The following is a 26,432-nucleotide window of genomic DNA, read 5'->3' on the forward strand; positions in this document are numbered from 1 at the left end:
CTCTTCGTTATGGTTCGGCATTTTCACGGGTGCCGCGCGCCGCAACGAGAAGCGCGACGGTGGCAAGGATGAGCGAGGCCAGGATCAGCAGCGTCGCTATGGCGTTCAGTTCCGGCGAGGTGCCGGCGCGGATCAGCGAGAAGATGTAGACGGGCAGGGTCGTCGAGCCGCCCGTCGACAGCATGTTGGAGGTGATGAAGTCGTCCATCGAGATCAGGAAGGCGAGCATCGCGCCGGAGAAGACGCCCGGGAAGATCAGCGGCAGCGTCACCCGGCGGAAGGTCGTCCAGCGGTCGGCATAGAGGTCGGCGCTCGCCTCCTCCAGGTCGAGCGACATGCCCTGCAGGCGGGCGCGGATCGGCAGGAAGGCGAAGGGCGTGCAGAAGGCGGAATGGGCGATGACCAGCCGCAGCATGCCGTTCTGTACGTTGACGAGCGAGAAAAGGATCAGCGTCGCGACGGCCAGCACGATCTCCGGCAGCAGCAGCGGCAGGTTGACGATCGTTTCGCAGAGCTTGCGGTAGCGCACGTTCTTGCCGCGGATGATGGCGAGCGCGGCGGAAAGCGCGATGAGTGTGGAGACGACCGTCGCGACAGCCGCCACGGTCAGCGAGGTTTCGAGCGCGTTCATCAGCGCCCTGTTGTTGAGTGCGGAGGCGTACCAGTGCGTCGAAAACCCCGTCCAGACGCCGGCAACCCGGTTGGCGTTGAACGAATAGGCGATGATCACCGCCAGCGGCGCATAGAGATAGATGAAGAAGAAGACGGCGAGGGGGCCGAGGCCGGGATAGTGCTTGACGTCGTGGCCCTTCATCATCGGACATCCTCCCGGCGGGCGGCGCGCAGCGCCATGACGAGGAGGAAGACGAGGACGAGCGCCATCAGCGTCATGGCGATCGCCGCGCCGAAGGGCCAGTTGCGCCCGCCGCCGAACTGCAACTGGATCAGCGTGCCCATCATCATCTGCTTGCCGCCGCCCATCAGCGAGGGTTCCAGCACCGCGCCGAGCGCGGGCACGAAGACGAGGATGGCGCCGGCCACGAGGCCGGGGGCCGTCAGCGGCAGGATCACCCGGCGCAGCGTCACCCAGCGGTTGCCGTAGAGATCGTGCGAGGCCTCGATCAGCGTCCCGTCCAGCTTCTCGATCGAGGCGAAGACCGGCAGGACCATCAGCGGCATGGCGGTATAGACCATGGCCGTCAGCGTCGCGCCGTCGTTGAACATGAAGCTCATGCCGGCGGGCAGGCCCAAAGTCTCGAGGAAGCGCGGCAGCGTGCCGTCCTTGCCGAGGATAATCATCCAGGCATAGACGCGCAGGATCATCGAGACCCAGAAGGGCAGCGTCACGAGATAGACGAGCGCCGCCTTGCGGCCCGGCGGCTGGCGGGAGATGAAATAGGCGACCGGAACGGCGAAGACGAGGCAGATCAGCGTCGTCGCGCCGGCGAGCGCGAAGGTGCGGGCGACGATCAGGAGATATTGCGGGGTGAATTCCAGCTCCCCCGTCCAGCCTTCGTTGAAGAGGATCTGGCGGTAGCCCGCAAGGTTGAAATCCCAGGTGAAGCCGCCATGCGCGCCGCGCGTGGCGAGCGAGACGGCGGCGATGATGGCGATCGGCAGGATCAGCGCCAGGCCCATCAGCAGCCAGGACGGCAGGAGGCCCCAGAAGGAGAGGTCGCGCCAGAAACGGACGCGGGGCGAGCGGTCCGTTCCGCCGGCGGCGGCGTGGAGGGCGCTCTCCGTCATGCGGCCAGCACCCGCGCCGAACCCGCGACGAAGCCTACCGGGACCGTCGCCCCGAGCGGGATCGCGTCGCCCTCGCGCGAGGCGTTGCGGCGCGAGGCGCGCAGCTCCGTTCCCGCGACATCGAGCGTGTAATGCGTGTAGCCGCCCATGTAGTTCTTGTTGATGATGCGCCCCTCGAAGACGGTGCCCTGGGCCTGGTCGCCGAGATTGATCTTTTCCGGACGAACCGAAAGGGTCGCACGCCCGCGGCTGGCAGTGCCGGTCGCCGGCACGGTGAGGGCGACGCCGAACGGCGTGCGCACGGTCGCCTGTCCGGGTGCGGTTTCCACGACCTCCACATCCAGGAAGTTCGTCTCGCCGACGAAATCTGCGACGAAGCGGTTGACCGGCTCCTCGTAGATTTCCGTCGGCGTGCCGATCTGTTGCACCTCGCCGCCGCCCAGCACGGCGATGCGGTCGGACATGTCGAGCGCCTCCTCCTGGTCGTGCGTGACGAAGACGAAGGTGATGCCGGTATCGCGCTGCAGGGTGCGCAGCTCGTCCCGCATCGCCTGGCGCAATTTCAGGTCGAGGGCGGAGAGCGGTTCGTCGAGCAGCAGCACTTCCGGTTCGGGGGCGAGCGCCCGGGCGAGCGCGACGCGCTGGCGCTGGCCGCCCGAAAGCTGGGCGGGCCTGCGCTTCGCCATCGGCGCCATGTGCACGCGTTCCAGCATCTCGCCGACGCGGGTCCTGATGCGTCCCTTCTCCCAGCCGAGGTTCTCCAGGCCGTAGGCGACATTCTGCTCCAGCGTCATATGCGGGAAGAGCGCGTAGCTCTGGAACACCGTGTTGACGCGGCGCCGGTGCGGCGGGATCGCGACGACCTCCTGGCCGGTGAGGAGAATCGAGCCGGTGTCCGGGCTTTCGAAACCGGCGAGCATGCGCAGGAGCGTGGTCTTGCCGCAGCCGGACGGGCCGAGCATCGTGAAGAACTCGTTGCTGCCGATGTCGAAGCTGACGGACTTCAACGCCTGATAGGTCCCGAAGCTCTTGGAGACCGATTTCACTTCGATGGCCTTTTGGGCTCCAGTGGAATGGGGCTGGATCATGCCGTGTTCCTCAAGCCGGTTCGAGCTGGGTGACTTCGCGGCGGAAGGGCAGGGCGTCGCCGATATCGGGCGTGTCCAGTTCTCGCGCATAGCGGTGGCCGGCATAGGTCGCCCAGGCGATCGGCGCGGGGGCGCTCGCATCGCCGATGATCTTGACCGTCCTGATGCCGGCATCGGCCCAATCCGCCTGCCGGGCAAGGAGATCGTTGTAGAGCGCGTCTTCGGAAAGGCGCGAGGCGACCATGACGACGGCGTCGCAGCCGATGGTTTTGCGGCGGCCGGTATAGGTGCAGTTGGTCTCGACCTCGCCGGCGCGGATGGCGGTGACGCCGCGGTTGAGGCGGATATCGACGCCGAGATCGTCGAGCCGCACGTGAATCGCGCCCTGTTCCAGCGTGTTGCGCGTCCAGTCGGAGACATAGGCCGAGGGCGTCACGAGGATGACTGCCGCACCCGCCTTCGCCATCACCTCGGCCATCACGCCGCCCATATAGTAGTGGTCGTCGTCATAGACGACGACCGTCTTGCCGGCGAGGCTTTCGGGATGCGCCTTCGCCATGATGTCGTCGGGCGTCCAGAGGGGCATTGCCGGATCGATCGGCATGGGCACGACATGCTGTCTGGCAACGCCGTCGCGGCGCCAGTGCGAACCGGTGGCGATGGCGACATGCTCGAAGCCGAAGCCGAGCACGTCCTCGGCGGTCAGGCGGCTGTCGAAATAGGTCTCGACATTGGTGCGCTGGGAAATCTGGTATTGGCGGTAATCGACGACGCGACCCCAGGCGGAAAGGCCGGGCAGCAGCCGTTCGCGGGCGACACGGCCGCCGAGCGTGGTGGTGGCTTCGGCGAGCGTCACGTCGTAGCCGCGCAGCGCGAGCGCCCGGGTGGCTTCGAGGCCGGCGGGGCCTGCGCCGACGACGAGCACGGTCTGGCTCTCGCCCTTCTCGTTCATGCGTTCGGGGTGCCAGCCCTTGCGCCATTCCTCCATGAAGGTCGGGTTCTGGGTGCAGCGGCTGATCGACATGGTCATGTCGCCGGTGATGCACATGTTGCAGCCGATGCATTCGCGGATATCCTCGATGCGGCCTTCCTCGATCTTTTTCGGCAGGAAGGGATCGGCGATGGAGGGGCGGGCGCAGCCGATGAAATCCAGCACGCCCTGGCGGATCATGCGCGCCATCACATCCGGCGAGGTGAAGCGGCCGACGCCGACGACGGGTTTCGACGAAAGTTCCCGGATGCCCTTCACCAGGATCTCCTGCGCTCCCTCCTCCTTGAAGCGGGAGGGGCCGGAACAGTCTTCCCAGGCGCCGTGCGCCAGGTCCCAGAGGTCCGGCAGGTCGGCGTTCATCTCGACGAATTCGCGCACCTCCGCATTGGAGAAGCCGAGCTCGCCGATGGTCTCGTCCAGGCTGACGCGCATGGTGATCGCCGTGGTGTCGCCGACGGCGTCACGGATGTCGGCCACCACCTCGCGGGCGAAGCGCGAGCGGTTTTCCAGGCTCCCGCCATAGTCGTCGGTGCGCTGGTTGGTGGCGCGCGACAGGAAGTGCTGGAAGATGCCGAAGCCGTGCGCGCCGTAAAGACAGATCAGGTCGAAGCCGGCGACCTTCGAGCGTTTCGCGGCGTTGACGAACCAGCGGCGCAGATTCGTTATGTCGGTGCGGTCGAGCGCGCGGGCCTGCACCGGATCGTTGGTGAAGGTGCGGATCGGCAGGGCGGAGGGGGCGAGCGGCACTTCCTTGGTGTAGAAATTCGGGCCGTTGATGCCGGAATAGGCGAGCTGGATGCCGGCGAGCGCGCCATGCACCTTCATCGCGTCGGACATGCGGCGAAGGCCGGGAATGTCCTTGTCCTCCCACAGGCGCAGCTCGATGAAGGGCGTGATCTCCGAGGTGTGGTGCATCTCGGTCTGCTCGGTGAAGATGACGCCCCAGCCGCCCTCCGACTTGATGCCGCGCATGGCCGCGGCCGCCGATGGGTCGCGATAGCCGCCGCCATTGCAATGCGGCACCTGGTAGAACCGGTTCTTGGCGACATGCGGGCCGATCGCCAGCGGTTCGAACAGGATATCGTATTTGGCATCGCGCATGGCAGTCCCCGGGGTTTCCGCGGCTATTGGATGGGGCGAAGGGTTTTTGGTAAATGACGCGTTCCGGAAACGGGGATTAGGCTCAGGCTAATCACGAGCGCGCGTGTTCTTTCGCCATGTTCTCAATTTTTGCGCGAAAGCGCCGCCGCGCCAAGGCGGATGAAAAATCTTCTTTTGTTTTCAATTGCTTGTGTGAAGCCGATCACTGGCTCCCGATCGCGTATCGGGACGCTTTCGGGAGCCGGTGCCGCTCGTGCTCAAGGCTTGGGCGTGCCCGCGCCGCTGGCGCGGGCAGATGCCTAGTATTTCACCCACACGGTTTTGAGCGCGCAGTACTTGTCGAAGCTGTGAATGGAGAGGTCGCGGCCGAAACCGGACTGCTTCATGCCGCCGAAGGGCGTCATGGCCGAGAGCGCGTCGACGGTGTTGACCGAGACCGTCCCGGCTTGCAGCCTGTCGGAAACCGAGAGCGCGCGGGAAAGGTCGCGCGTCCAGACGGAGGCGGCAAGGCCGTATTCGCTGTCATTGGCGATGCGCAGGGCCTCCTCGTCGCCGTCGAAGGGCGTGATGGCGAGCACGGGACCGAAAATCTCCTCCCGCGCGATGCGGGCATCCGGCGGCACCTCGTTGAAGATGGTCGGCTGGACGTAGCAGTCCGAGCCGTCGCGCGTCTCGCGTTCGCCGCCATGGGCAAGGCGGCCTTCCTTGCGGCCGATGTCGATATAGCCTGCCACGCGGTCGGCATGGCTCTTCTCGACCAGCGGTCCCATGCGGGTGGCGGGATCCAGTGGGTCGCCGAGCGGCCAGGCGGCGGTGGCGGCGATCAGTTTCTGCGTGAACTCTTCCTGCACGGAGCGGTGCACCAGCAGGCGGGAATTGGCGGAGCAGACCTCGCCGGAATTGAACAGGATGCCGAAGGCCGCCATCTTGGCCGCCTTGTCGAGATCGGCATCGGCGAAGACGAGGTTCGGCGACTTGCCGCCGGTCTCCGGCCAGACCTGCTTCATGTTGCTTTCCCCGGCATAGGTCATGAAGAGCTTGCCGACCTTGGTCGAGCCGGTGAAGACCAGCGCGTCGACATCCGCATGCAGGCCGAGAGCGCGGCCGGCATCCTCGCCGAGGCCGGGCACGACGTTGAGCACGCCGTCCGGCAGGCCGGCCTCGGAGGCAAGCTCGGCCAGCATCAGGGCGGAGAGCGGCGATTGTTCGGCCGGCTTCAGTACGACGGAGTTTCCGGTGGCGAGCGCCGGGGCGAGCTTCCAGGTCGCCATGTCCAGCGGGAAGTTCCACGGCACGACCGCACCGATGACGCCGAGCGGCACGCGGCGGATCAGCGCGAGATCGCCCTGGCCGGTGGGCGCGATCTCGTCATAGAGCTTGTCGATCGCCTCGGCGTGCCACTGGAAGAAATGCGCCGCGCCGGGCGCGTCGATGGTGGAGCTGTCGCTGATCGGCTTGCCCATGTCGAGCGTGTCGAGCAGAGCGAGTTCCGGCACGTTCTGTCGGATGAGCGCGGCGAGGCGCAGCAGCACCTCCTTGCGTTCGGCCGGCGATTTGCCGGACCAGCGGCCATCGTTGAAGGCACGGCGGGCGGCGGCGACGGCGGCATCGATATCCTCGGCCGTGCCGCGGGCGACGGCGGTGAGGACCTGCCCGTTGGCGGGGTTCACGGTTTCGAACCGCCCGCCCTTGGCCGCCTCGCGAAAGCCGCCGTCGATATAGAGGCGGTTTCGCAATGTGAGGCTAGCGGCGCGCGTGCGCCAGTCGGAAGTCGTGGTGGTCATGAAGTGCCTTTCTCCTCCTGGGTATCGTCGGCGCAAACCGGCAGGTCCATGCCCATGCCGCGGATCCTCTCGCTGCAGAAATCGATGAAACGCCGGACGGTGAGCGCCGGGCTTGCGCCGCGCATGGCGATGATGCCCATGCGCATGGGGCGCAGGTTGCCGGCAAGCGAGACGAAATTCAACCTGCCGCCATCCAGCGCATAGGTGGAGACCGGCCGGATGTTGGCGATCGAATAGCCGAAGCGGTTGGCGACCATCGCCCGCATGACGGACATGTCGCGGGTGCGCTCGACGATATGCGGCGCAAGGCCGGCCTCGCGGAAGAGCGAGAGGAAATAGGCCGATGAGTAGGGCAGGTCGAGCAGGATCATCGGGTGGGCGGCAAGCTCCTCCACCGTCACCTCGGGGCGCCCGGCCAGCGGATGGTCCTCGTGGAGCACCGCATAGGGCGGCAGCACGGCGAGCTCGTGGAACTCCATGTCGGCCGGGATGTCGAGATCGTAGCTGAGCGCGATGTCGAAGCGCGCCATGCGCAGGCCTTCCAGGATGCGGGCATGGTCGCGCTCGTACTGGAAGAAATCGACATCGGGATAGGCATCGGAAAAGGCGCGGCGCAGCGCTGGAATGACGGCCTGCGCGAAGGTGACGAGACAGGCGACATGCAGCGGTCCGCGCACCTGTCCGGTCAGTTCGTTGGACAGCGCGTTGAACTTGGCGGCCTCGCCGAGGACATGCCGGGCCTGCTCGACGAAGCTCCGGCCGGCCTGCGTCAGCGACAGCCCGTGCGCATGGCGGCGCACGAAGAGCGTGATGCCGAATTCCCGCTCGAGCTGCGATATCGCTGCGGAAACCGAGGGCGCGGAGACGTTCACCCGTTCCGCGGCTTCGGTGACGGAGCCGTACTCGCCGACGGCGACGAGATATTCCAGCTGGCGGAGGGTGAAGCGCAAGACCATGTCCGGTGTCCTTGTTGTCTGTCAATTAAGGAGCAGATCGGCGCGCAGGGAAAGGGTTGTTTCGGTGCGAGGCTGGGGATAGGCCGGGGCGGAGCGGCTAAATCGCGGCCCGCCCCGGTCAGGATTCTCGCCAGGTGAGAAGCCACTGATTGAACCCGGCCGCAAGGCCGGTCGGCGTGGATCCGGCCATCTCGTAGGCTCCGACGATCGGGTTGATGTTCGGGCACAGCAGGATGAGCTGGCCCTCGCGCAGCTCCCGCTCGATCAGCGAGGGGCTTGCCTGGCCGATGCCGAGGCCGGTCATGCAGGCGTCGATCGACGCTTCGTCGGTGTCGAAGGTGATGCTGCCGCCACGCGGCTGGAACGCGATATCCGCCGCCGCGCACCAGCGCCGCCATGACCACGCATCCGCCGTGTCGAGCAGGATCGGCAGATCGAGCAAGGCGCCCGGCGTCATCGTCTTCGCCGTGCCGCCGATCAGGAGCGGCGAGCAGACGGCGACCGTCCGGTCGAGCAGGAAGGCGGAGGCGAAGCGGGCTTCGTCCGCCCCGCGCCTGTAGGTCACCGTGACATCGGGAACGTCGCTGGCGCCGAGCGCGAGCGACTGGATGTTGAGGTCGACATTGGGATTTTCCTGCAGGTAGGCCCCAAGCCGCGGGATCAGCCAGCGCCGCGCCAGCGTGATGGGCGCCTGGATCACCAGGCGCACGCGATCCGGCAGCAGGGCGCGCGTGCCGTTGTCGATCGTGGCGAGGGCGGCATTCACATGGGTCAGGTACTGCCGGCCCGCATCGGTCAGCGAGATCGTGTTGTGCCCGCGATGGAAGAGCTGGACGCCCAGCGCCTCCTCCAGCGACTTGATCTGCCGGCTGATCGCGCCCGGCGTCAGGTGCAGTTCGCGCGCCGCCAGCGTGAGGCTGCCCGTGCGCGCCGCGATGGAAAAGGCGGGGAGCGTTGCCAGCGGTGGCAGTTTGGCGCGCGTGGATTGAGGATTTCTCATGCCGGCGTGAGAATCTTTCGCTTGCAAATAAGTTGACCGTATCTATCCACATTGTATCGACGCGACAAGAATTATCCGGGAAGCCCGACGTGAAGACCGACAGGCGAAATCGGTGCGACCTGAGCACGCCGGGCTTCATGCCGCGCCGCGGCGTGCATTCCGCGCAACGGCAAGCCCCGCCTGCAGCGCGCCACTGTCATCGCTGACCACATCTCAGGGAGAGAACCATGTTGTCCAGTTTTGCCTTGCCGCGCAGCCGTGCCGTGCTGTTTGTCGCCTGCCTCGTCGCGCTCTCGGGTCCCGGTCTTGCCCAGGATGCCACGCAGAAGGTGACCGATGATCGCGGTGTCGAAGTCGAGGTTCCCGCCCATCCGAAACGCATCGCGTCGATCTCTTTCTTCGCCGACGACGTGGCGCTCGCGCTCGGCGTCAAGCCGGTGGCCAGCACCTACATGGTGGCCGGCCGCCCGCCGGAATTCCTGCTCGGCCTCACCGGCGACATGACGCAGATCGGCCAGCGCGCCAAGCCGAACCTCGAGCTTCTCTCGGAAGCGAAGCCGGACCTCATCGTCGCGATCCGCCGCTACACCGTCGGCAACGCACCGCAGCTCGAGAAGATCGCGCCCTATGTCGCCTGGAACATGGAGCTGCTCGACGGCAGCGACAAGGAAATCGAGGCGCTGGCCAAGATCCTCGGCAAGCCCGAGCGCGGCGTCGAGCTGAACAGGGATTTTCGCGCGCATCTTGCCGAGGTCGCGGCCAAGGCGCCGAAGGACACGCATCCCCGTTACGCCATCATGTGGGGCGGCGAGGTGCCGTTCGCCTTCCATGACGAGAACACCTCCGCCTCGATCGTGAACGCCATCGGCGGCGAGAACATCGCCGGCGCCATGACGCCGGGCGGCGAGTTCGGCATCGATCTCAGCCTCGAAACGATGCTCGAGAAGGATCCGGAAGTGCTCTTCATCTATGACTACGGTCCGGATCGCCCGCACGAGAGCAACCCGATCTGGAAGGAACTGACGGCGGTCAAGAACAACCGGGTCTTCTATGTCGGCGACCAATGGGTGGAGACCAACGGCCCGATCGCCCGCGAGATCGTGCTGCGCGAGGCAGCCCACTACCTCTATCCCGATATCTTTCCCAAGGTCGACGTGAAGGCGGAAGCGGCCAAGATCATCCCGGCGGAACTCCAGAAGTAAGCGGTTGGCCGCGACGACGATGGACGCACGGAAATCCTCGATAGCCATCGGCCTCATCGTCGTCGCGACCCTGCTCGTCATCGCGGCCGGGCTGATGCCCGGCGCAAGAACGCTCTCCTTCGACGCCGTCCTGCGGGCGCTCTTCAGTCCGGATGGCAAGATCGAATCGATCCTCGTCTGGACCCTCCGGCTGCCGCGCAGCCTTGCCGCCGCGACGGCGGGGGCGGGGCTTGCCGTGTCCGGCTATCTCCTCCAGTCGCTCACCCGCAACCCGCTTGCCGATCCCGGCATCACCGGCGTCACCGCCGGGGCGATCGCGCCGATCGTCACCTGCTTCGTCTTCCTGCCCTCTGTTTCCGGGCTCTACTATCCGTTCGTCGGCCTCGCCGGCGGTCTTGCGGCGGCGTCGGTGACGTTCTGGGTGGCGCGTGGCGGCAAAGGCCATCCGCTTCATCTCGCGCTCGGCGGCGTCAGCGTCTCGCTCTTTCTCGGCGCGATCACGATCTACGTGCTGCTTTTCGCCGGTCCGCAGTCGACCGCGCTGTTGTTCTGGCTGGCGGGGGGCTTTGCGGGCCGGACCTGGGTGAACCTCATCCAGATGCTTCCATGGGTGCTGGTCGGGGTGTCGGGCGCCTTGATCCTCCATCGGGTACTCGCCATGTTCTGCCTCGACGATCATTCCGCCGCGGCGATGGGGGTGCAGCTCACTCTATGGAAACCGGTCCTGCTCCTGCTCGGCATATGCCCCGTGGCGGGCGTTGCGCCCGTCGCCGGGCCTGTCGCCTTCGTCGGCCTGGCCGCGCCGCATATCGCCCGTTTGTTGAAACCGTGCGGCACTGTCTGGGAGATCGGCCTTACCGCCGCGCTCGGCGCTCTGATCGTGACGTCGGCGGACCTCGTCGCGCGAACCATCGCCATTCCCAAGGAACTGCCGGTCGGCATCGTCACCGCGCTCATCGGCGGGCCGCTCTTCGTCTATCTCATCCAGCGGGGCCGGCTCGATTTCAAGGGGGAGGGCGCATGAGCGCGAACGCCCCGGCCATCGGCCAGCCGAGCCGCTGGATCCTGCCCGCCGCCCTGGCGCTCGTCCTCATCTCCTTCGTGGCGGCCGTTTTTCTCGGCATCGTCGATATCCCCGCCCGGGACGTCCTGTCGGCGCTGACCGGGACCGGGTCGACGGAAGCCCGGTCGATCATCCTCGATATCCGGCTGCCGCGGATCGTGACGGGCATTCTCGCCGGGATGCAGTTCGCCCTGGCGGGTCTCCTGCTCCAGACGATCACGCGCAACCCGCTCGCCGATCCCTCGCTGATGGGCGTCTCGCAGGGCGCAACCCTGACGGTGACGCTGTTCCTCCTGTTCACGGTCTATCTTGCCAATCCGGATTCCTATTCTGTGAACGAACTGCCGATCGCCTGGCTCCCGCCCGCCGGCATGATCGGCGGCATGGCCGCGGGCGGCATCATCTACCTGCTCGCCTTCCGCCTCGACCTCAGCCCGCTGCGGATCACGCTCTGCGGCATCGCCATCGGCGCGGTGCTGCACGCCATCGCCATCGGGCTCATCGCGGGGTGGGGCTCGGCGCGCATCGAGATCATTCTCGAATGGCTCTCCGGCAGCCTCTATGCACGCACCTGGGATCATGCGCTCTTCCTGCTGCCGTTCACGGTCGCGGGGCTTGGCATGCTTCCGCTGATCTATCGGCCGCTCAACCTGCTCCGGTTCGATGCGGCCGTCGCCCGTTCCTTCGGGCTTTCCTATAGACGGCAGTTCTCGCTCGTCCTGCTCGTCTCCTGCGCGCTCGCGGCCAGCGCCGTGGGTGCCGTCGGGCCGATCGTCTTCGTCGGCCTGATCGTCCCGCATCTGGCGCGGTTCCTCGCGGGGCGGCATTTCCCGTTGGTCCTTCCGCTCACCATCGTCCTCGGCGCCGTCATCGTCACGCTGGGCGATCTGGTCGGCAGGCTGGCCGGCGGACCGGAGGAGGTCCCGATCGGCGTCGTCACTGCCCTCATGGGCGTTCCCGTCATGCTCGCGCTTCTGCGCAGGGTTCCGTGAGATCGCTAATGCCGCTCACCTGTTCGCACCTGTCGGTTTCCTATGGTCGCCGAAGGGCATTGTCCGGCTTTTCCCTTTCCATGGAAAAGGGGGAAATCCGCGCCCTCATCGGCCCGAACGGGTCGGGCAAGAGCACTGCGCTGCAGGCCCTGGCCGGCCTGATCGCCTCGTCGGAAGGTCGAGCCGAGATCGAGGGCGTATCGGTCGCCTCGATGTCGCGGCGCGCGATTGCGAAGAAACTCGCCTTCCTGCCGCAGCAGCCCGTCGCCCCGGACGAGATGACGGTGGCCCAGCTCGTGCGCCAGGGCCGCTTTCCCCATGTCGGCCTGTTCCGGTCCTATGGCCGGAAGGACGAGGAGGCGATCGCATGGGCGCTCGAAAGCACGGGTCTGACGGGCCTTGCCGGCCGAACGCTCCAGGAGCTCTCCGGCGGCGAACGCCAGCGCGCCTGGATCTCGGCGGCCCTGGCGCAGGAGGCCGCGATCCTGCTCCTGGACGAACCGACATCCTTCCTCGATATCGGCTACCAGGTGGAGGTGCTGGACCTCGTCCACCGCCTGAGCCGCGAGCGCGGCGTGACGATCGTCATGGCGATCCACGACATCAACCAGGCGATCGCCGTCAGCGACCGCATCTCGCTTCTGGAGAAGGGCGAGCTGCGGTTCGACGGCGCGCCGAAAGCGCTCTCCGAAAGCGGCCTCGTCGAAAAGACCTTCCGGGTGAAGGGCACGTTCGTCGAGGTCGCCCCCGGCAAGCCGCCCCATTTCGACGTCGAGCTTACGAAGCTGAACCGCTCAGGCCCTTGACGAGGCGGAAGACGATCTTCGTTTGCGTGTAGTAGTCGAGGGCGTCGGCGAAGTCGGGCGTCCAGCCGTCGGCGATGAAGGGGATGAAGCCGTCAAACTCCAGCTTGCGGCCGGAAACCTCGAAGCCGGCGCGGGTAAAGGCCCTGGCATAGTCGGTGATCGACCGATCCTGGACGACCGTGTTCGTGCGCTTGGCCACCAGATCGCGCCACTTCGGCCAGAGCGGGTTGTCGGTGTGGCAGCCCGTGACGGCGTAGTAGACGCCGCCCGGCTTCAGCGCCTTGAAGATATCGGCGGCATGGGCATCGATGTCCTCGATGAGATAGATCACCTCGTGGCTGATCGCGAGATCGAATTCCTCGACCCAGTCCTCGAGCGTTCCGCCCACGGCATGCTGGACGGGAATGTTGCCCTTGAAGGCCTCGGCCTTGGCGATCGACTGTTCGGCGATATCGATGCCGAGGGCCTTGCGGAAGGGACGGATCGCATAGAGGTGCCGCAGCAGGCCCCCCTGGTTGCAGCCGAAATCGAGCACGCTTTTCGCGCTGAGGTCCCGTTCGACGATCAGGTCGATGAGGTGCCGCCAGATCGGCGCATGGCCATCCGACATCCGGTCTTCCGCATCCGGGTCGACATACCAGGTGGTGATGGTCTTGCTGTCCTGGCTCATGGCCGCCTCCGATGCGATTCTGTTTTGACCAGTTTCTTACGGGACGCGGCCGTGCACAAACGCGTGAGGCGCGTTTTGCGACATGGCTGGTGGATAACCGGCTTTTTCGTCGGTCATCGTATGGATCTAGTCAGGATCGTCGAACACGGCGTTCAGCACGGCCACGGTGCCCGCGATCGCGATGCCCGGCCAGATCATCAGCGCGGGATGGTCGAAGATGAAGACGCGGTACTCAAAGAGCATGGAGCCCCAGTCGGGCTTGGACGGATCGGCACCGAGGCCGATGAAGGCGAGCGAGGCATAGGCGACGACGGCAAGGCCCGCCTGATTGCCGACATGGGAGAACATCAGCGGCAGGGTGTTGGGCAGGAGGTGCCGGGCGATCATGCGTCCCGGCGGCACGCCGAGCGCCCTTGCCGCCAGAATGAACGGCTGGCTGATCACCCGCCGGCTCAGCGCGTGGGCGAACAGGGCGTGGGGACCGATGCCGGCGAGGCCGAGCGCCAGCCCGGCGCTCAAGGGCGTGAGGCCGAAGATCGCTGCGGCGGTGAGCGCGATGATCAGGGTCGGCACGGTGATGAAGAATTCGCAGCAGCGCAGCAGCACGCTTTCCCGCCAGCCGCCGAGCACGGCGGCGGCCGTACCGAGCAGCGTGCCCGCAGTAAAGCCGATGAAGCCGACCGAAAGCAGGACGCAGGCCGTGCGCCAGCCGCCCGCCAGAATGCGGGAGAGGAGGTCGCGGCCGAGATGGTCGGTGCCCAGCGGATGGCTGGCGGTCATGCCGGAATGGCGCGCCAGGATGTCCACCGCGTCCGGATCGTGCGGCTGCCAGAGACCGCCGAGGAGGAGAAAGACGGCCAATGCCGTAAGCGCGAACGTGCGGACCATCAGGCGAGCCGGGGATCGAGAAGGCGGAGGGCGAGGTGGACGAGCGCGTTCATGACCAGCAACCAGAGCGCTATGACCATGACATAGGCTTGCAGCACCATCTGGTCGCGCACGGCGATGCTCTGCACCAGAAACTGGCTGAGGCCGGGCAGGTTGAAGAGGATTTCCATCGTCGCGGTGGAGCCGATCACCCAGCCGGCCTCCGAACGCACCGCGGATAGAAGAGCGTAGAAGGCGCTGCGATGGGCATGGCGCCAGAGCGCCTGGCGGTGTGACAGGCCCTTGGCAAGCGCCGTGCGGAAATAGGGCCGCCGCGCCGTTTCAGCCATGTCGCGCCGGTAGACCCGGCAGAAGACCGCGACCGAATGCAGCGCGATCAGCAGGATCGGCAGCACGAAGGCGGCGGCGTCATTGGCGAAGGGGCGGATCCAGCGAAATTGCACGCCGATCACCCAGAGCAGGATGAGCCCGAGCCAGAAGCCGGGAACCGCCTGGACGAAGACCGACAGCGCCCGGCTGCCGCGGTCGGCAAAACCGCCCGGCCGTGCGGCGGCGAGGAAACCGAGGGGAACCGCAAGGGCGATGGCGAGAAGAAGGCCGGAAAGGCCGAGCACAAGCGAGACGGGCAGCCGCGCGCGGAACTCGGCGAACACGGGCTCGCCGGTGCGGAAGGAGCGGCCCCAGTCGCCCGTCACGAAATCCGCAAGCCAATGCAGGTAACGCTGGACCAGGGGCCGGTCGAGGCCCCAATCCGCCCGAAGCGCGGCGACGGTCTCCTCCGTCGCCGGCAGGTTCCAGGCCCGGATGGCGATCTCGACCGGATCGGCCGGCATCAGCGCGATGAGGGTGAAGGAGGCGAAGGAAAGCGCCACCAACCCCACCATCGAGAAGACGCCGGCCCGGACGAAGCCCATCCTGGCGCCTTATCTCGCCTCGCCGATATCGGCGCGCAGGACGTAGTAGTCCGAGCCCCACGGCTCGTAGTTCTGCAGCCGCTTCGACAGGCCGACATACCAGACCGGCGAGACGAGGAACGAGGCCGGGGCGTCGACGAAGAGCTTCGCCTGGGCGTCGAGCGCGATCGCCGCCCGCCGGTCGGCGTCGCCCTCGGAGGCGAAGCGGTCGAGGATCGCGTCGAATTCGGGGGAGGCGTATTTTGCGTAGTTCAGCGCGGCGCCCGTGCGCAGCATGGAATTGAGGAAGAAGGCGGGATCGCCGTTCGGCGCCGTGTGCTGCGCCCAGAGCGCGATGTCGAAATTGCCGGTGGATGCCGCTTCCTGGATGTTCTCGATCACCTGCGTGTCGAGCGCGATGCCGATCTTGGCGAACTGCGACTTGACCACGGGCAGCATGGTCACGAGATCGGGGCGTTGCGGATAGGTGATGGCGAGCAGGCGCAGCGGCGCTCCGTCCTTCCGGCGGATGCCGGCGGCATCCTTCGTCCAGCCCGCCTCGTCGAGAAGCGCTTCGGCCTTGGCGATATCGGTCGGCCGCGGCTCCTTGCCGGCGAAGGGGAAGTAGGCGGCGTAGGCGCCGGTCGCGGGTTCCCCGCCGTTGATCGCGGCGGCCAGCTCCCTGCGGTCGAAGGCAAGGTCGAGCGCCTGGCGCACCTTCACGTCGGCCAGGGCCGGCCGCGTGGTGTTGAGGAAGGCGAGATACTGGTAGCCGACCGGGAAGGATTTGATCGTCAGGTCCGGATTGGCCTTCAGGCGGCCCACCACCTCGGACGGCAGGCCGAAGGCGAGGTCGAGCTCGCCCGATTCCAGCGCCAGCGTCATGCTCTGGGCATCGCCGAACCGGCGGAATTCCACCGGGGAACGCGTTTGCGCGCCGGCGAAATGCGCGTTCGGCTCCAGCGCCAGCGCCGTATCGGCCTTGAAGTCGGCGATCCGGTAAGGGCCGGTGAAGACGGCGCTGCCGTCGTCGGCGAGCGTGTAGGCGATCAGCGGCCATTCGGCGAAGAGCGCCTGGAGGAAGGCGACCGGCTTCTCCGTGGTGATCTTCAACGTCAGGTCGTCGGCGGCCTCGAAGGTCAGCCTGCCGCCTGTCGCGAGCGCGGCCTTGTTGGTGGCGAAGGTGTGGTCGAAGCCGGCGGCGAGCGCGGCAGCCGTCACCGGCGAGCCATCGGAAAACGACCGGTCCGGCTTCAGCGTGACGGTCCAGGTGAGGTCGCCCGTGCGCTCGGCCTTTTCGGCGAGCGCCGGCACCAGCCGTCCGTCCTTGTCGACGGTGAAGAGGTTTTCGCCGACGCCGTGGCTGACCAGCGCCCAACCGTTCGACCCCTTGGCCGGGTCCAGCCCGCTCGTGATGTAGGTGGCGCCGACATGCAGCGGCTCGGCGGCGGATGCCGGGCCTGTGCCGCCTATGGCGATCGCGGCGAGCCAGGCCGCAGCAAGGCGCGAAAGGATTTTGGAAGACATGGTCTCTCCTTCAGGTCTGTTCGGGAAGATGGCGCAGCCGCTGCTTGCGGCCGGTCGGGTGATAGGCGTAGGCCTCGACGATCCGGCCGCCGACGAGGTGTTCGGCAATGATCCGGTCGACGGCCTCTTCCGTGACGCCGCCGTAATAGGTCCCCTCCGGGAAGACCTGCAGGACGGGCGAGAGGTTGCAGGGGCCGAGGCAGGTGGACTTGGCGGTCATGACGCCATCGCCGGTCACGCGCAGCTTCTGCCGCTCCTGCTGGTTGCGCAGGTGTCCCCAGATGGCGTCCGCGCCGGCCGAGTTGCAGGGACCGCCCTGGCAGACGAGCACGCGGCGCTTCTGCGCCGGCACGAGCGAGCCCTCGGCAGCCAGCCGGGCAGGGGCGGACAGATCCAGGTCCTGCGACGTCGCGGCAAGGTCTTCGATGAGGCGCGCCATGACGGCGCTGGAGGCAGGGCTTGCGGCAATCGACAGCGACGGCCAGGGACGCGGATCGGCCGCCCGCCAGCGCTTCAGCGTTTTCGTCAGCCAGTTGTGGAAGCTCGGTTCCATCGGCAGCATCAGCGGGACGAGAAGGATCCTGCCGGCATTTTCTTCGACGAGATCGAGCAGCGCCTCGCGCAGCGAGGGCGTGCCCTGTTCGGTGAAGGCGAAGCGTACGATCCGGGCGCCGGCGAGGCCCTCGGCGAGCGTGGCGAGGCGCCGCATGTCCTGGTGCGGTGCGGCGGCGAAGGCGGACTTGGCAAGGAGCAGCACGGCGTCCGGCGCCGGGGGGCTTGAAGAAGGACTGGTGCTCTTGGTCGTCAACGCTGCCTCATTTGCGAGGCGGCATCGAAATGACGGGTTTCTCTCACAGCGCCTGCGGTGACAGCCGTCATTCCTGCGGCACACCCGACCACGGAATCACACGATGTCAGGCAGGTCTCCTGGCTTGCGGGTCGAGGCCTTCGGCCCGTCTTCCCGGCATTTCTGCCAGTGACATCGTGGGCGAAAGGCTCACCGCTTACAGTTGCGGGACAGCTCCGGTCTTCCACCGGATTCCCTCTTAGCTCCTGCCGACGGCAGGAGAACCATGACGCGGTGAACCTACAGCCTCGGTGGATGCTGTCAACCGGCCTGCCGGCCTCGGCCCGATTCCCGAAAGGCGCCGATGATCTTCGAGCACGCCTCGGCCATGGCGGATCGCGGATGCCGGTCACCCACCCGCCACGATGGCGCATTCAGGAAGCCCGGCCCGGCTCCGTCGGCCCGTCTGCCAGCCCGGAACGGGCGGATCCATCCTTCGGCCGATCTATCGCATCCCGATGATCCGATTGCCGGATTTGGCATTTCCGCCGGAGGATGCGCGAGGGAGGTGCACCGTGTGCGGCAAGATCGCGGAATCTCCAATCGCGACATGAAACCGTCTCCGGCGCCTGACGTCGTGATCGATTTTCTCGATTAATAGAGGCAAGCCGTTGATCTTGTTTTAGTTCTCACATCCCTGAATACTGATTAAAAGCCGGTATTTATGGGAAACGAGCATGGTAACGACCGCGGAAGCCTTAATCGACAAAACTGCTGATTTCATCGACCGGCTTGTTGCCGGGCACCGGCCGGGCCATGGCCTCGCCCGCCCATTCTACCATGATCCGGAAATCTACCGGCGCGACATGGAGCGCATCTTCCGGCGCCACTGGCACTGCATCGCCCACGAGAGCGTCGTCCCCGACGTGAACGACTTCGAGGTCTTCCGCATCGATACCGAGCAGGTCATCGTCACCCGCGCGCCGGATGGCTCGATCCATGCCATGCTCAATGTCTGCCGCCATCGCGGCGCGGAGGTCTGCACGAAGCCGAAGGGCAATGCGCGGGTCTTCGTCTGTCCCTATCACGCCTGGACCTATGGCAATGATGGCAGCCTGCGCGCCGCGCGCCTGATGCCGAAGGATTTCAGGCGGGAGGACCATGGGCTGAAGACGCTGCATGTCCGCGTCGTGGAAGGCCTGATCTTCATCTCCTTCGCCGAGGTGCCGCTGGCGTTTTCCGAGGTCGAGCACCTCCTGCATGCGACCTGTGGCCAGTATGGCTGGGGAAGCGCCAAGGTTGCCCACCGCGAAAGCTACCCGGTTGCCGCCAACTGGAAGCTCGCCGTCGAAAACTATGTCGAATGCTATCATTGCGGTCCCGCGCATCCCGAATATTCGCAGACCCATGCGCTGGAGCAGCCGCTGCACATGATCGAGGCGATGAATGCCGCGATGGAACAGCGCACCTGCGCTCTCGGCATCGAGGTCGGCTCGGGCAATCACTGGCAGACCTCGCGCGAAGGCCGCGAGGCGATCCACGCCTTCCGCTACGCGCTCTATGAGGGTGTGGAGAGCGGCAGCGAGGACGGCAGGGCGGTCGCGCCGCTGATGGGGCGCTTCACCGGTTTCGACGGCGGCGTCACCTCCATCCATCTCGGCGGCACGACCTTCCTCGTCTGCTATCCGGACCATGGCATGATCTACCGCTTCATTCCGAAGACGGCGGAAAGCTGCGAGATGGAACTGATCTGGCTCGTCGACGGCAAGGCGGAGGAAGGCAGGGACTACGACCTCGCGAAGCTGACTTGGCTCTGGAAGGTCACGACGGCGGAGGACAAGGCGATCATCGAGCATACGGCGCGCGGGGTGCAATCGCACTATTTCGTGCCCGGCCCCATCGCGCCGATGGAACATAACGAGCTGCGCTACATCGACTGGTATCTCGACGAGATCGGCCGCCCCTGAAAATTTCGGCGCAACCAGATAAATAAAGACATAAAGATTTCTTTATGTCTATTGACAATCCGCCCGTGATGGCGTGAAGTCGTCGCGTCGTGGTTCCCTGGGGCGGTGTGTCCGCTTCAGGGCTAAGAGGGAATCCGGTGCGCCGATCGTTCGGCAATGCCGGGGCTGCCCCCGCAACTGTGAGCGGCGAGCCGCTGTCCAGCAATGTCACTGAGGCGAGAGCCTTGGGAAGACGGACAGCGGCGATGACCCGTGAGCCAGGAGACCTGCCAAGACGAAATAACGTCCACGGGCGGGGTGTCCCGGTGGTTGCTGCACCTGCCCGTCAAGACGGCGGGCCTGCACGCGTCCGCTTTACCCATGCCCCCAGAAACCAATGGGGTATGACAATGTCACATCAATCTCTTGCGACCGCTTCTCTCGGCTTTCCGCGCATCGGCCGCCACCGCGAGCTGAAGTTTGCGCTCGAAGCCTTCTGGTCCGGCAGGATCCCGGACGCCGAACTTATCGAAACGGCGAAGACGCTGCGTGCCGAACACTGGAAGCTTCAGCAGGAACAGGGGATCACGCGGATCCCCTCCAACGATTTCTCCTTCTACGATCACGTTCTGGACACGGCCGTCATGGTCGGCGCCATTCCGCATGTTTATGGGTGGGATGGCGGGGAGGTGCCACTGTCCCTCTATTTCGCCATGGCGCGCGGCAGTCAGGGCGACGGCCATGCGGATTGCGGCCACGCCCGTCACGGCCAAGGCGTTCCGGCGCTCGAAATGACGAAGTGGTTCGACACCAACTACCACTACATGGTTCCGGAAGTCGCGGAAGACCAGGTCTTCAGGCTGACCACGCAGAAGCCCGTCGCTCACTTCCTGGAAGCCAAGGCCCTCGGCATCCACACGCGCCCGGTGGTGCTCGGCCCGGTCACGTTCCTCAAGCTCGCCAAGGCGCGGCCCTCGACCTTCAAACCGCTCGACCTCCTGACGCGGCTGCTCCCGGTCTACGAAGAGCTCTTCCGCCGCCTGGACGCTGCGGGCGCCGACTGGGTGCAGGTTGACGAGCCGATCCTGGCGCTCGATCTGACGGAGGGCGAGCGCCATGCCTTCAAGCTGGCCTATGAGGCGCTGGCCAAGGCCGCGCCCGGCCTGAAGGTCATGCTGACGACCTATTTCGGCGCGCTTGCGGACAATCTCGATGCCGCGGTCGCGCTGCCGGTGGCCGGCCTGCACATCGATCTTGCCCGCGCGCCCGAACAGCTCGACGCGGTCGCAAGCGCCGTTCGCCCCGGGCAGGTCCTGTCGCTCGGCGTCGTTGACGGGCGCAACATCTGGCGGGTGGACCTCGCCGCCATTCTCGATCGGCTGGCCCCGCTCGTGGAAGGGCGCGGTGGTGAACTGGTGGAGGTCGCGGCCTCGTGCTCGCTCCTCCATATCCCGATCGACCTTGAACTGGAAACGGCACTCGATCCTGATCTGAAGTCCTGGCTGTCCTTCGCCACGCAGAAGCTCGGCGAGCTCTCGACGCTCGGCAAGGGGCTTGTGCAGGGCAGGGATGCCGTCCGGCACGCCATCGACAGTGCCTCGCAGGCTGTCGCCGCCCGTGCATCCTCGCTGAAAGTGACCGACCCGCTCGTGCAGGGGCGCATTGCCGGCATCGACGCCGGCATGAAGGCCCGCAAGCACGCTTTTGAGGCGCGCCGGCAGGTCCAGGCGGAAACGATCAAGCTGCCGCTCTTCCCGACCACGACGATCGGCTCGTTCCCGCAGACCGGCGACGTCCGCAAGGCCCGTTCCGCCCATGCCAGGGGCACGCTCAGCTACAAGGACTACGAAGCCTTCCTTCAGCAGGAAACGGCGGCGGCCATTCGCTGGCAGGAGGAGATCGGGCTCGACGTGCTTGTTCACGGCGAGTTCGAGCGCAACGACATGGTGCAGTATTTCGGCGAGCAGCTTTCGGGCTTCGCCTTCACGCAGCACGCCTGGGTGCAGAGCTACGGTTCGCGTTACGTGCGCCCACCGATCATCTTCGGCGACGTCTCGCGGCCGAACCCGATGACCGTGCGCTGGTGGCAATATTCCCAGTCGCTCACCGGCAAGCCGGTGAAGGGCATGCTGACCGGACCGGTGACCATCCTCAACTGGTCGTTCGTGCGGGATGATATCCCCCGGAGCGCGACGTGCCGCCAGATCGCGCTCGCCATCCGCGATGAGGTCGTGGATTTGGAGAAGGCTGGTGCGAAGATGATCCAGATCGACGAGGCGGCTCTCCGGGAAGGCCTGCCGCTTCGCCACAAGGACTGGCAGCACTATCTGGATTGGGCGGTCGAATCCTTCCGCCTTTGCTCCTCCGGGGTCTCCGACGAAACCCAGATCCACACCCACATGTGCTATTCGGAGTTCAACGACATCATCGCGGCGATCGCCGCCATGGATGCCGACGTCATCTCCATCGAGACCTCGCGTTCGAAGATGGAGCTGCTCGATGCCTTCAGGGACTTCCAGTATCCGAACGAAATCGGCCCGGGCGTCTACGACATCCACTCGCCGCGCGTGCCCGACGTGGAGGAGATGACCGATCTCCTGTCGCTCGCCCGGCGGCGTCTCGAGGATCGCCAGCTCTGGATCAATCCCGACTGCGGGCTCAAGACGCGCAAGTGGGAGGAGGTCAGGCCGGCGCTCGTCAACATGGTGGAGGCCGCGCGCCGCCTGCGGGGCGAAGACGGCTCGGCGGTGGCAGCGCAATGAAGCGTGCGCTTGAAGACACTGCGATGCCGGGAGCAATCCCGGCATCGTCCAGCCGTCTCCTCGATCTTGTCTTCCCGGGGGATACCAACCATCACGGCACGCTGTTCGGCGGCGCCGGGCTGGCGCTGATGGACCGCATCGCCTTCATCGCCGCGACCCGCCACGGGCGCGTGCCCTTCGTGACGGCATCCGTCGATCGCGTCGATTTCCAGGCCCCCGCACGCGTCGGTGAGCTGGTCGAGCTTGTGGCCCGCGTCTCGCGTGTCGGCCGAACATCGATGACGGTGGAGGTGGAGATGGTCGCTGAAGGCCTCGTCAGCGGCGAACGGCGGCTGTGCACGCGCGGCAGCTTCAGCATGGTGGCCGTTCCGGAAGGCAAGACGCCGGGCTGGTGCCTTCCGCCGCTGGCGGACATGCGGGAGCCGCCCGGCCACGGGACATGCACGAGCGATATCGTTTTCGCCGACCAGGCGAACAGTTCCGGCCGCATGTTCGGCGGCGAGGCACTCGCCGCCATGACCAAGGCCGCCTTCGTCGCCGCCACGCGCCACGGCCGGTGCATCACGGTGCTTGCCGCCTCCGAACGGGTCGATTTCCGTGCGCCGGTCGCCGTGGGGTCGATCGTGGATACGGTGGCCACCGTGGCCCGCGTCGGGCGTTCGTCGATGACCGTCGCGGTCGAGCTCTGGTCGGAAGACCTGACGAGCGGAACCCGCACATGCACCGCGAACGGCCGTTTCGTCATGGTCGCGGTCGATCGGCAGGACCGTCCCGTTCCCGTCGGCGGTCACGAAACCGTTGATAAGCTATCATAGCCGTTGACGCATTTTTTACCTCGTCTACTATATCTTGTGTTCGAGGTTCCTTCGATTCGAAAGGATCGAAGGCTAAGACGGGAATCCGGGGCGGCATGATGCCGCGTCAATCCGGAGCTGCCCCCGCAACTGTAAGCGGTGAGCATTCGTTCGACAAAGCCACTGGGATGTATGTCCTGGGAAGGCGAACGGATGCCGCGACCCGCAAGCCAGGAGACCTGCCTCGCGCATGAACGTCCACGGGCGGGGTGTCCGGTCGGCGAGCGTTGGGGCGCGAGTGATGCCGCCCCGCCGTCTCCCCTGATGCCCCGCAGAAATGTCTCGGGGTGAAGCCATGTCGATTTTGTTTCCAGTTCCTCCGCGCGAGTAAGCGTCGCCCCGCGTCCGGCCGTTCGCGGGCGGCCGCCCCTGTCATCTCCAGCCTGAAGAACGGTCATCGGCGGATGTCCGAACGATTCCTGATGCCCGATTGCCAAATCACGAGGAAAGCCATGTCCATCACCGTCTATTCCAAGCCCGCCTGCGTCCAGTGCACCGCGACCACCCGTGCGCTCGACCGCCAGGGCATCGACTACAGCGTCGTCGATATCTCCGAGGATGCCGATGCGTTCGCGCTCGTGCAGGGTCTCGGCTATCGCCAGGTGCCCGTCGTCGTTGCCGGCGAGCAGCACTGGGCCGGCTTCCGCCCGGACATGATCAGCGCGCTCGCCTGACCCCGCGCGATGGCCGGGCTCGTCTATTTCTCCAGCCGATCGGAAAACACCCACCGCTTCGTCGGGAAGCTCCGGGTCGCGGCGCTGCGGCTCCCGGTCGATGCGGCCGCGGAGCCGCCGGAGGCGGGAAGGCCTTTCGTGCTGGTCTCGCCGACCTATGGCGGGGGCGGGGAGAAGGGGGCGGTGCCGAAACCGGTCATCCGCTTCCTCAACAATCCCCGCAACCGCAGCCTGATCCGCGGCGTGATCGCGGCCGGCAATACCAATTTCGGCACCGGTTATGCCGTCGCGGGCAAGATCATCTCCGCGAAATGCGCCGTGCCGTTCCTCTATCGTTTCGAATTGCTCGGGACGGACGAGGATGTCGACAACGTCAGACAGGGACTGGAACGATTTTGGACACGATGACGCTCGAAAAAGCACCGAAGGCACCGGAGATCACGGCGCTGGACTACCACGCGCTGAACGCCATGCTGAACCTCTACGACGAGACGGGGAAGATCCAGCTCGACAAGGACCGGCTGGCGGCAAAACAGTATTTCCTCCAGCACGTCAACCAGAACACGGTGTTCTTCCACAATCTCCGGGAAAAGCTCGATTACCTGGTGACGGAGGGGTATTACGAGCAGGAGGTGCTCGACCAGTATTCCTTCAACTTCGTGCGCGATCTGTTCGATCACGCCTATGACAGGAAGTTCCGCTTTCCGACATTCCTCGGTGCGTTCAAATATTACACGTCCTATACGCTGAAGACCTTTGACGGGAAGCGCTACCTCGAACGCTACGAGGATCGCGTCTGCATGGTGGCGCTGACCCTGGCGCGCGGCAACGAGCAGCTTGCCCGCGGCCTCGTCGACGAGATCATTTCCGGCCGCTTCCAGCCGGCGACGCCGACCTTCCTCAATGCCGGCAAGAAGCAGCGGGGCGAGCTCGTCTCCTGCTTCCTGCTGCGTGTCGAGGACAACATGGAGAGCATCGGCCGCTCCATCAATTCCGCCCTGCAGCTGTCCAAGCGCGGCGGGGGCGTCGCACTCTCGCTCACCAACCTGCGCGAGATGGGCGCGCCGATCAAGCAGATCGAGAACCAGTCCTCGGGCGTCATCCCGGTGATGAAACTGCTGGAAGACTCGTTCTCCTACGCCAACCAGCTCGGAGCGCGGCAGGGCGCGGGGGCGGTCTACTTGCATGCCCATCATCCCGACATCATGCGCTTCCTCGACACCAAGCGCGAGAATGCCGACGAGAAGATCCGCATCAAGACGCTGTCGCTCGGCGTCGTCATTCCCGACATCACCTTCGAGCTCGCCCGCAACAACGACGACATGTACCTCTTCTCGCCGCATGACGTGGAGCGCGTTTACGGCGTGCCCTTCACCGAAATCTCGGTGACGGAAAAGTATCGCGAGATGGTCGAGGACGGACGCATCCGCAAGAAGAAGATCAAGGCGCGCGACTTCTTCCAGGTCATCGCCGAGATCCAGTTCGAATCGGGCTACCCCTACATCATGTTCGAGGACACGGTGAACCGGGCCAACCCGATCGCCGGCCGCATCACCATGAGCAATCTCTGCTCGGAAATCCTGCAGGTGAGCGAGGCGAGCGAATTCAACGACGACCTCTCCTATTCGAAGATGGGCAAGGACATTTCCTGCAATCTCGGCTCGCTCAACATCGCCGCCGCCATGGACTCACCGGATTTCGGCCAGACGATCGAGACGGCGATCCGCGCGCTGACCGCCGTCTCCGAGATGAGCCATATCTCCTCGGTCCCCTCCGTCGAGAAGGGCAACGACGACAGCCACGCCATCGGCCTCGGGCAGATGAACCTGCACGGCTATCTCGCCCGCGAGCGCATCTTCTACGGCTCGCAGGAAGGCGTCGACTTCACCAATATCTACTTCTACACGGTGACCTATCACGCCATCCGCGCCTCCAACCGGCTGGCGGTGGAGAAGGGCGTCAGCTTCAAGGGCTTCGAGAACTCGAAATACGCCTCGGGCGAATACTTCGACAAATACACCGAAGCCGAATGGCTGCCGGCGACAGAGAAGGTGAGAGGTATCTTCGAAGATGCCGGCATTCACATTCCGACGCAGGAAGACTGGGCGGACCTGAAGAAGGCAGTCATGGAAGGCGGCCTCTACAACCAGAATCTCCAGGCCGTGCCGCCGACGGGCTCGATCTCCTACATCAATCACTCGACCTCCTCGATCCACCCGATCGTCTCGAAGATCGAGATCCGCAAGGAGGGCAAGATCGGCCGCGTCTACTATCCGGCCGCGTTCATGACGAACGACAACCTGGACTACTATCAGGACGCCTACGAGATCGGTCCGGAGAAGATCATCGATACCTACGCGGCGGCGACGCAGCATGTCGACCAGGGCCTGTCGCTGACGCTGTTCTTCCGCGACACGGCGACGACGCGCGACATCAACCGGGCGCAGATCTACGCCTGGAAGAAGGGCATCAAGACCATCTACTACATCCGCCTTCGCCAGATGGCGCTGTCCGGCACGGAAGTGCAGGGCTGCGTGTCGTGCGCGCTTTAAACCCGGGCTGCCCCTCACCCTAACCCTCTCCCCGCAAGCGGGGAGAGGGGACCTGCCCCGCCGAAGCGGGGATGTTTGTGGAAAACGGTGCAGCATATCCCTTCTCCCCGCCCGCGGGGAGAAGGTGGCGGCAGCCGGATGAGGGGCAGA

General features: G+C 65.7%; 22 protein-coding genes and 3 riboswitches. Of the genes, 10 read left to right on the forward strand and 12 right to left on the reverse strand.

Annotation, left to right across the window (positions count from 1 at the left end):
- Positions 1 to 7: 7 nt before the first annotated feature.
- The 7 genes from MUU56_RS26010 to MUU56_RS26040 all read right to left on the reverse strand — a co-directional run bounded on the left by MUU56_RS26010 (position 8) and on the right by MUU56_RS26040 (position 8,666).
- Entirely contained in the window at positions 8 to 817 is an 810-nt protein-coding gene (locus MUU56_RS26010; protein ID WP_244770183.1) for an ABC transporter permease, read from the reverse strand.
- On the reverse strand, positions 814 to 1,746 hold the full coding sequence (locus tag MUU56_RS26015; RefSeq protein ID WP_244770184.1) for an ABC transporter permease: 933 nt from the start codon (positions 1,744 to 1,746) through the stop codon (positions 814 to 816). The genes MUU56_RS26010 and MUU56_RS26015 overlap by 4 nt, the downstream gene beginning before the upstream one ends.
- Positions 1,743 to 2,834 carry an ABC transporter ATP-binding protein gene (locus tag MUU56_RS26020; protein WP_263194315.1) on the reverse strand — a complete coding sequence of 364 codons (1,092 nt, stop codon included), beginning with the start codon at positions 2,832 to 2,834 and terminating at the stop codon, positions 1,743 to 1,745. Before MUU56_RS26020 ends, MUU56_RS26015 begins: the two co-directional genes overlap by 4 nt.
- Before the next feature lie 10 nt (positions 2,835 to 2,844).
- Positions 2,845 to 4,926 (reverse strand): oxidoreductase, encoded by a 2,082-nt coding sequence (locus MUU56_RS26025; RefSeq protein WP_244770185.1) that lies wholly within the window; start codon positions 4,924 to 4,926, stop codon positions 2,845 to 2,847.
- 299 nt (positions 4,927 to 5,225) lie between these two features.
- On the reverse strand, positions 5,226 to 6,710 hold the full coding sequence (locus MUU56_RS26030; protein WP_244770186.1) for an aldehyde dehydrogenase: 1,485 nt from the start codon (positions 6,708 to 6,710) through the stop codon (positions 5,226 to 5,228).
- Positions 6,707 to 7,666, reverse strand: a complete 960-nt coding sequence (locus MUU56_RS26035) for a LysR family transcriptional regulator (RefSeq protein ID WP_244770187.1) — start codon at positions 7,664 to 7,666, stop codon at positions 6,707 to 6,709. Before MUU56_RS26035 ends, MUU56_RS26030 begins: the two co-directional genes overlap by 4 nt.
- Positions 7,667 to 7,784: 118 nt before the next feature.
- Positions 7,785 to 8,666 (reverse strand): LysR family transcriptional regulator, encoded by an 882-nt coding sequence (locus MUU56_RS26040; RefSeq protein ID WP_244770188.1) that lies wholly within the window; start codon positions 8,664 to 8,666, stop codon positions 7,785 to 7,787.
- A 227-nt stretch (positions 8,667 to 8,893) separates the two neighbouring features.
- Here MUU56_RS26040 and MUU56_RS26045 point away from each other — a divergent pair, with 227 nt between their 5' ends.
- Genes MUU56_RS26045 through MUU56_RS26060 form a run of 4 tightly spaced genes read left to right on the forward strand, consistent with a single transcriptional unit; the run spans position 8,894 to position 12,729 of the window.
- Positions 8,894 to 9,868, forward strand: coding sequence for an ABC transporter substrate-binding protein (locus MUU56_RS26045; protein WP_244770189.1), 975 nt, complete (start codon positions 8,894 to 8,896; stop codon positions 9,866 to 9,868).
- Between the two features lie 19 nt (positions 9,869 to 9,887).
- Positions 9,888 to 10,892, forward strand: coding sequence for a FecCD family ABC transporter permease (locus tag MUU56_RS26050; RefSeq protein WP_244770285.1), 1,005 nt, complete (start codon positions 9,888 to 9,890; stop codon positions 10,890 to 10,892).
- Complete coding sequence (locus MUU56_RS26055; RefSeq protein WP_244770190.1) at positions 10,889 to 11,923, forward strand: FecCD family ABC transporter permease; 1,035 nt, start codon at positions 10,889 to 10,891, stop codon at positions 11,921 to 11,923. The genes MUU56_RS26050 and MUU56_RS26055 overlap by 4 nt, the downstream gene beginning before the upstream one ends.
- An 8-nt stretch (positions 11,924 to 11,931) precedes the next feature.
- On the forward strand, positions 11,932 to 12,729 hold the full coding sequence (locus tag MUU56_RS26060; protein WP_244770191.1) for an ABC transporter ATP-binding protein: 798 nt from the start codon (positions 11,932 to 11,934) through the stop codon (positions 12,727 to 12,729).
- Here the strand turns inward: MUU56_RS26060 and MUU56_RS26065 are convergent.
- The 5 genes from MUU56_RS26065 to MUU56_RS26085 all read right to left on the reverse strand — a co-directional run bounded on the left by MUU56_RS26065 (position 12,701) and on the right by MUU56_RS26085 (position 17,515).
- Positions 12,701 to 13,399 (reverse strand): class I SAM-dependent methyltransferase, encoded by a 699-nt coding sequence (locus tag MUU56_RS26065; protein ID WP_244770192.1) that lies wholly within the window; start codon positions 13,397 to 13,399, stop codon positions 12,701 to 12,703. The genes MUU56_RS26060 and MUU56_RS26065 overlap by 29 nt on opposite strands.
- Before the next feature lie 126 nt (positions 13,400 to 13,525).
- Entirely contained in the window at positions 13,526 to 14,287 is a 762-nt protein-coding gene (locus MUU56_RS26070) for an ABC transporter permease (RefSeq protein WP_244770193.1), read from the reverse strand.
- On the reverse strand, positions 14,287 to 15,201 hold the full coding sequence (locus MUU56_RS26075) for an ABC transporter permease (RefSeq protein WP_244770194.1): 915 nt from the start codon (positions 15,199 to 15,201) through the stop codon (positions 14,287 to 14,289). Before MUU56_RS26075 ends, MUU56_RS26070 begins: the two co-directional genes overlap by 1 nt.
- 9 nt (positions 15,202 to 15,210) lie before the next feature.
- Positions 15,211 to 16,707, reverse strand: a complete 1,497-nt coding sequence (locus MUU56_RS26080) for an ABC transporter substrate-binding protein (RefSeq protein ID WP_244770195.1) — start codon at positions 16,705 to 16,707, stop codon at positions 15,211 to 15,213.
- Positions 16,708 to 16,717: 10 nt separating this feature from the next.
- Positions 16,718 to 17,515 (reverse strand): (2Fe-2S) ferredoxin domain-containing protein, encoded by a 798-nt coding sequence (locus MUU56_RS26085; RefSeq protein WP_244770196.1) that lies wholly within the window; start codon positions 17,513 to 17,515, stop codon positions 16,718 to 16,720.
- 92 nt (positions 17,516 to 17,607) lie between these two features.
- Positions 17,608 to 17,799: riboswitch (cobalamin riboswitch) on the reverse strand.
- Between the two features lie 432 nt (positions 17,800 to 18,231).
- Between MUU56_RS26085 and MUU56_RS26090 the strand changes: the two genes are divergently transcribed.
- The 6 genes from MUU56_RS26090 (at position 18,232) to nrdE (ending at position 26,282) form a co-directional block, all read left to right on the forward strand.
- Complete coding sequence (locus MUU56_RS26090) at positions 18,232 to 19,461, forward strand: aromatic ring-hydroxylating oxygenase subunit alpha (RefSeq protein WP_244770197.1); 1,230 nt, start codon at positions 18,232 to 18,234, stop codon at positions 19,459 to 19,461.
- A 73-nt stretch (positions 19,462 to 19,534) separates the two neighbouring features.
- Positions 19,535 to 19,749, forward strand: a riboswitch (cobalamin riboswitch).
- Between the two features lie 101 nt (positions 19,750 to 19,850).
- Positions 19,851 to 22,202 carry a 5-methyltetrahydropteroyltriglutamate--homocysteine S-methyltransferase gene (metE, locus tag MUU56_RS26095; RefSeq protein WP_244770198.1) on the forward strand — a complete coding sequence of 784 codons (2,352 nt, stop codon included), beginning with the start codon at positions 19,851 to 19,853 and terminating at the stop codon, positions 22,200 to 22,202.
- 23 nt (positions 22,203 to 22,225) lie between these two features.
- Positions 22,226 to 23,017, forward strand: a complete 792-nt coding sequence (locus MUU56_RS32875; RefSeq protein WP_317633318.1) for an acyl-CoA thioesterase — start codon at positions 22,226 to 22,228, stop codon at positions 23,015 to 23,017.
- A 26-nt stretch (positions 23,018 to 23,043) separates the two neighbouring features.
- Positions 23,044 to 23,257, forward strand: a riboswitch (cobalamin riboswitch).
- 251 nt (positions 23,258 to 23,508) lie between these two features.
- A complete protein-coding gene (gene nrdH, locus MUU56_RS26110; protein WP_244770199.1) occupies positions 23,509 to 23,730 on the forward strand; it encodes a glutaredoxin-like protein NrdH in 222 nt (73 codons plus the stop codon).
- A gap of 9 nt (positions 23,731 to 23,739) precedes the next feature.
- On the forward strand, positions 23,740 to 24,138 hold the full coding sequence (nrdI, locus tag MUU56_RS26115; RefSeq protein WP_244770200.1) for a class Ib ribonucleoside-diphosphate reductase assembly flavoprotein NrdI: 399 nt from the start codon (positions 23,740 to 23,742) through the stop codon (positions 24,136 to 24,138).
- Positions 24,135 to 26,282, forward strand: a complete 2,148-nt coding sequence (gene nrdE, locus MUU56_RS26120; protein ID WP_244770201.1) for a class 1b ribonucleoside-diphosphate reductase subunit alpha — start codon at positions 24,135 to 24,137, stop codon at positions 26,280 to 26,282. Before nrdI ends, nrdE begins: the two co-directional genes overlap by 4 nt.
- Positions 26,283 to 26,432 lie beyond the last annotated feature (150 nt).

The sequence above is a fragment of the Shinella yambaruensis genome (genome assembly GCF_022899355.1).
Lineage (GTDB): Bacteria > Pseudomonadota > Alphaproteobacteria > Rhizobiales > Rhizobiaceae > Shinella > Shinella yambaruensis.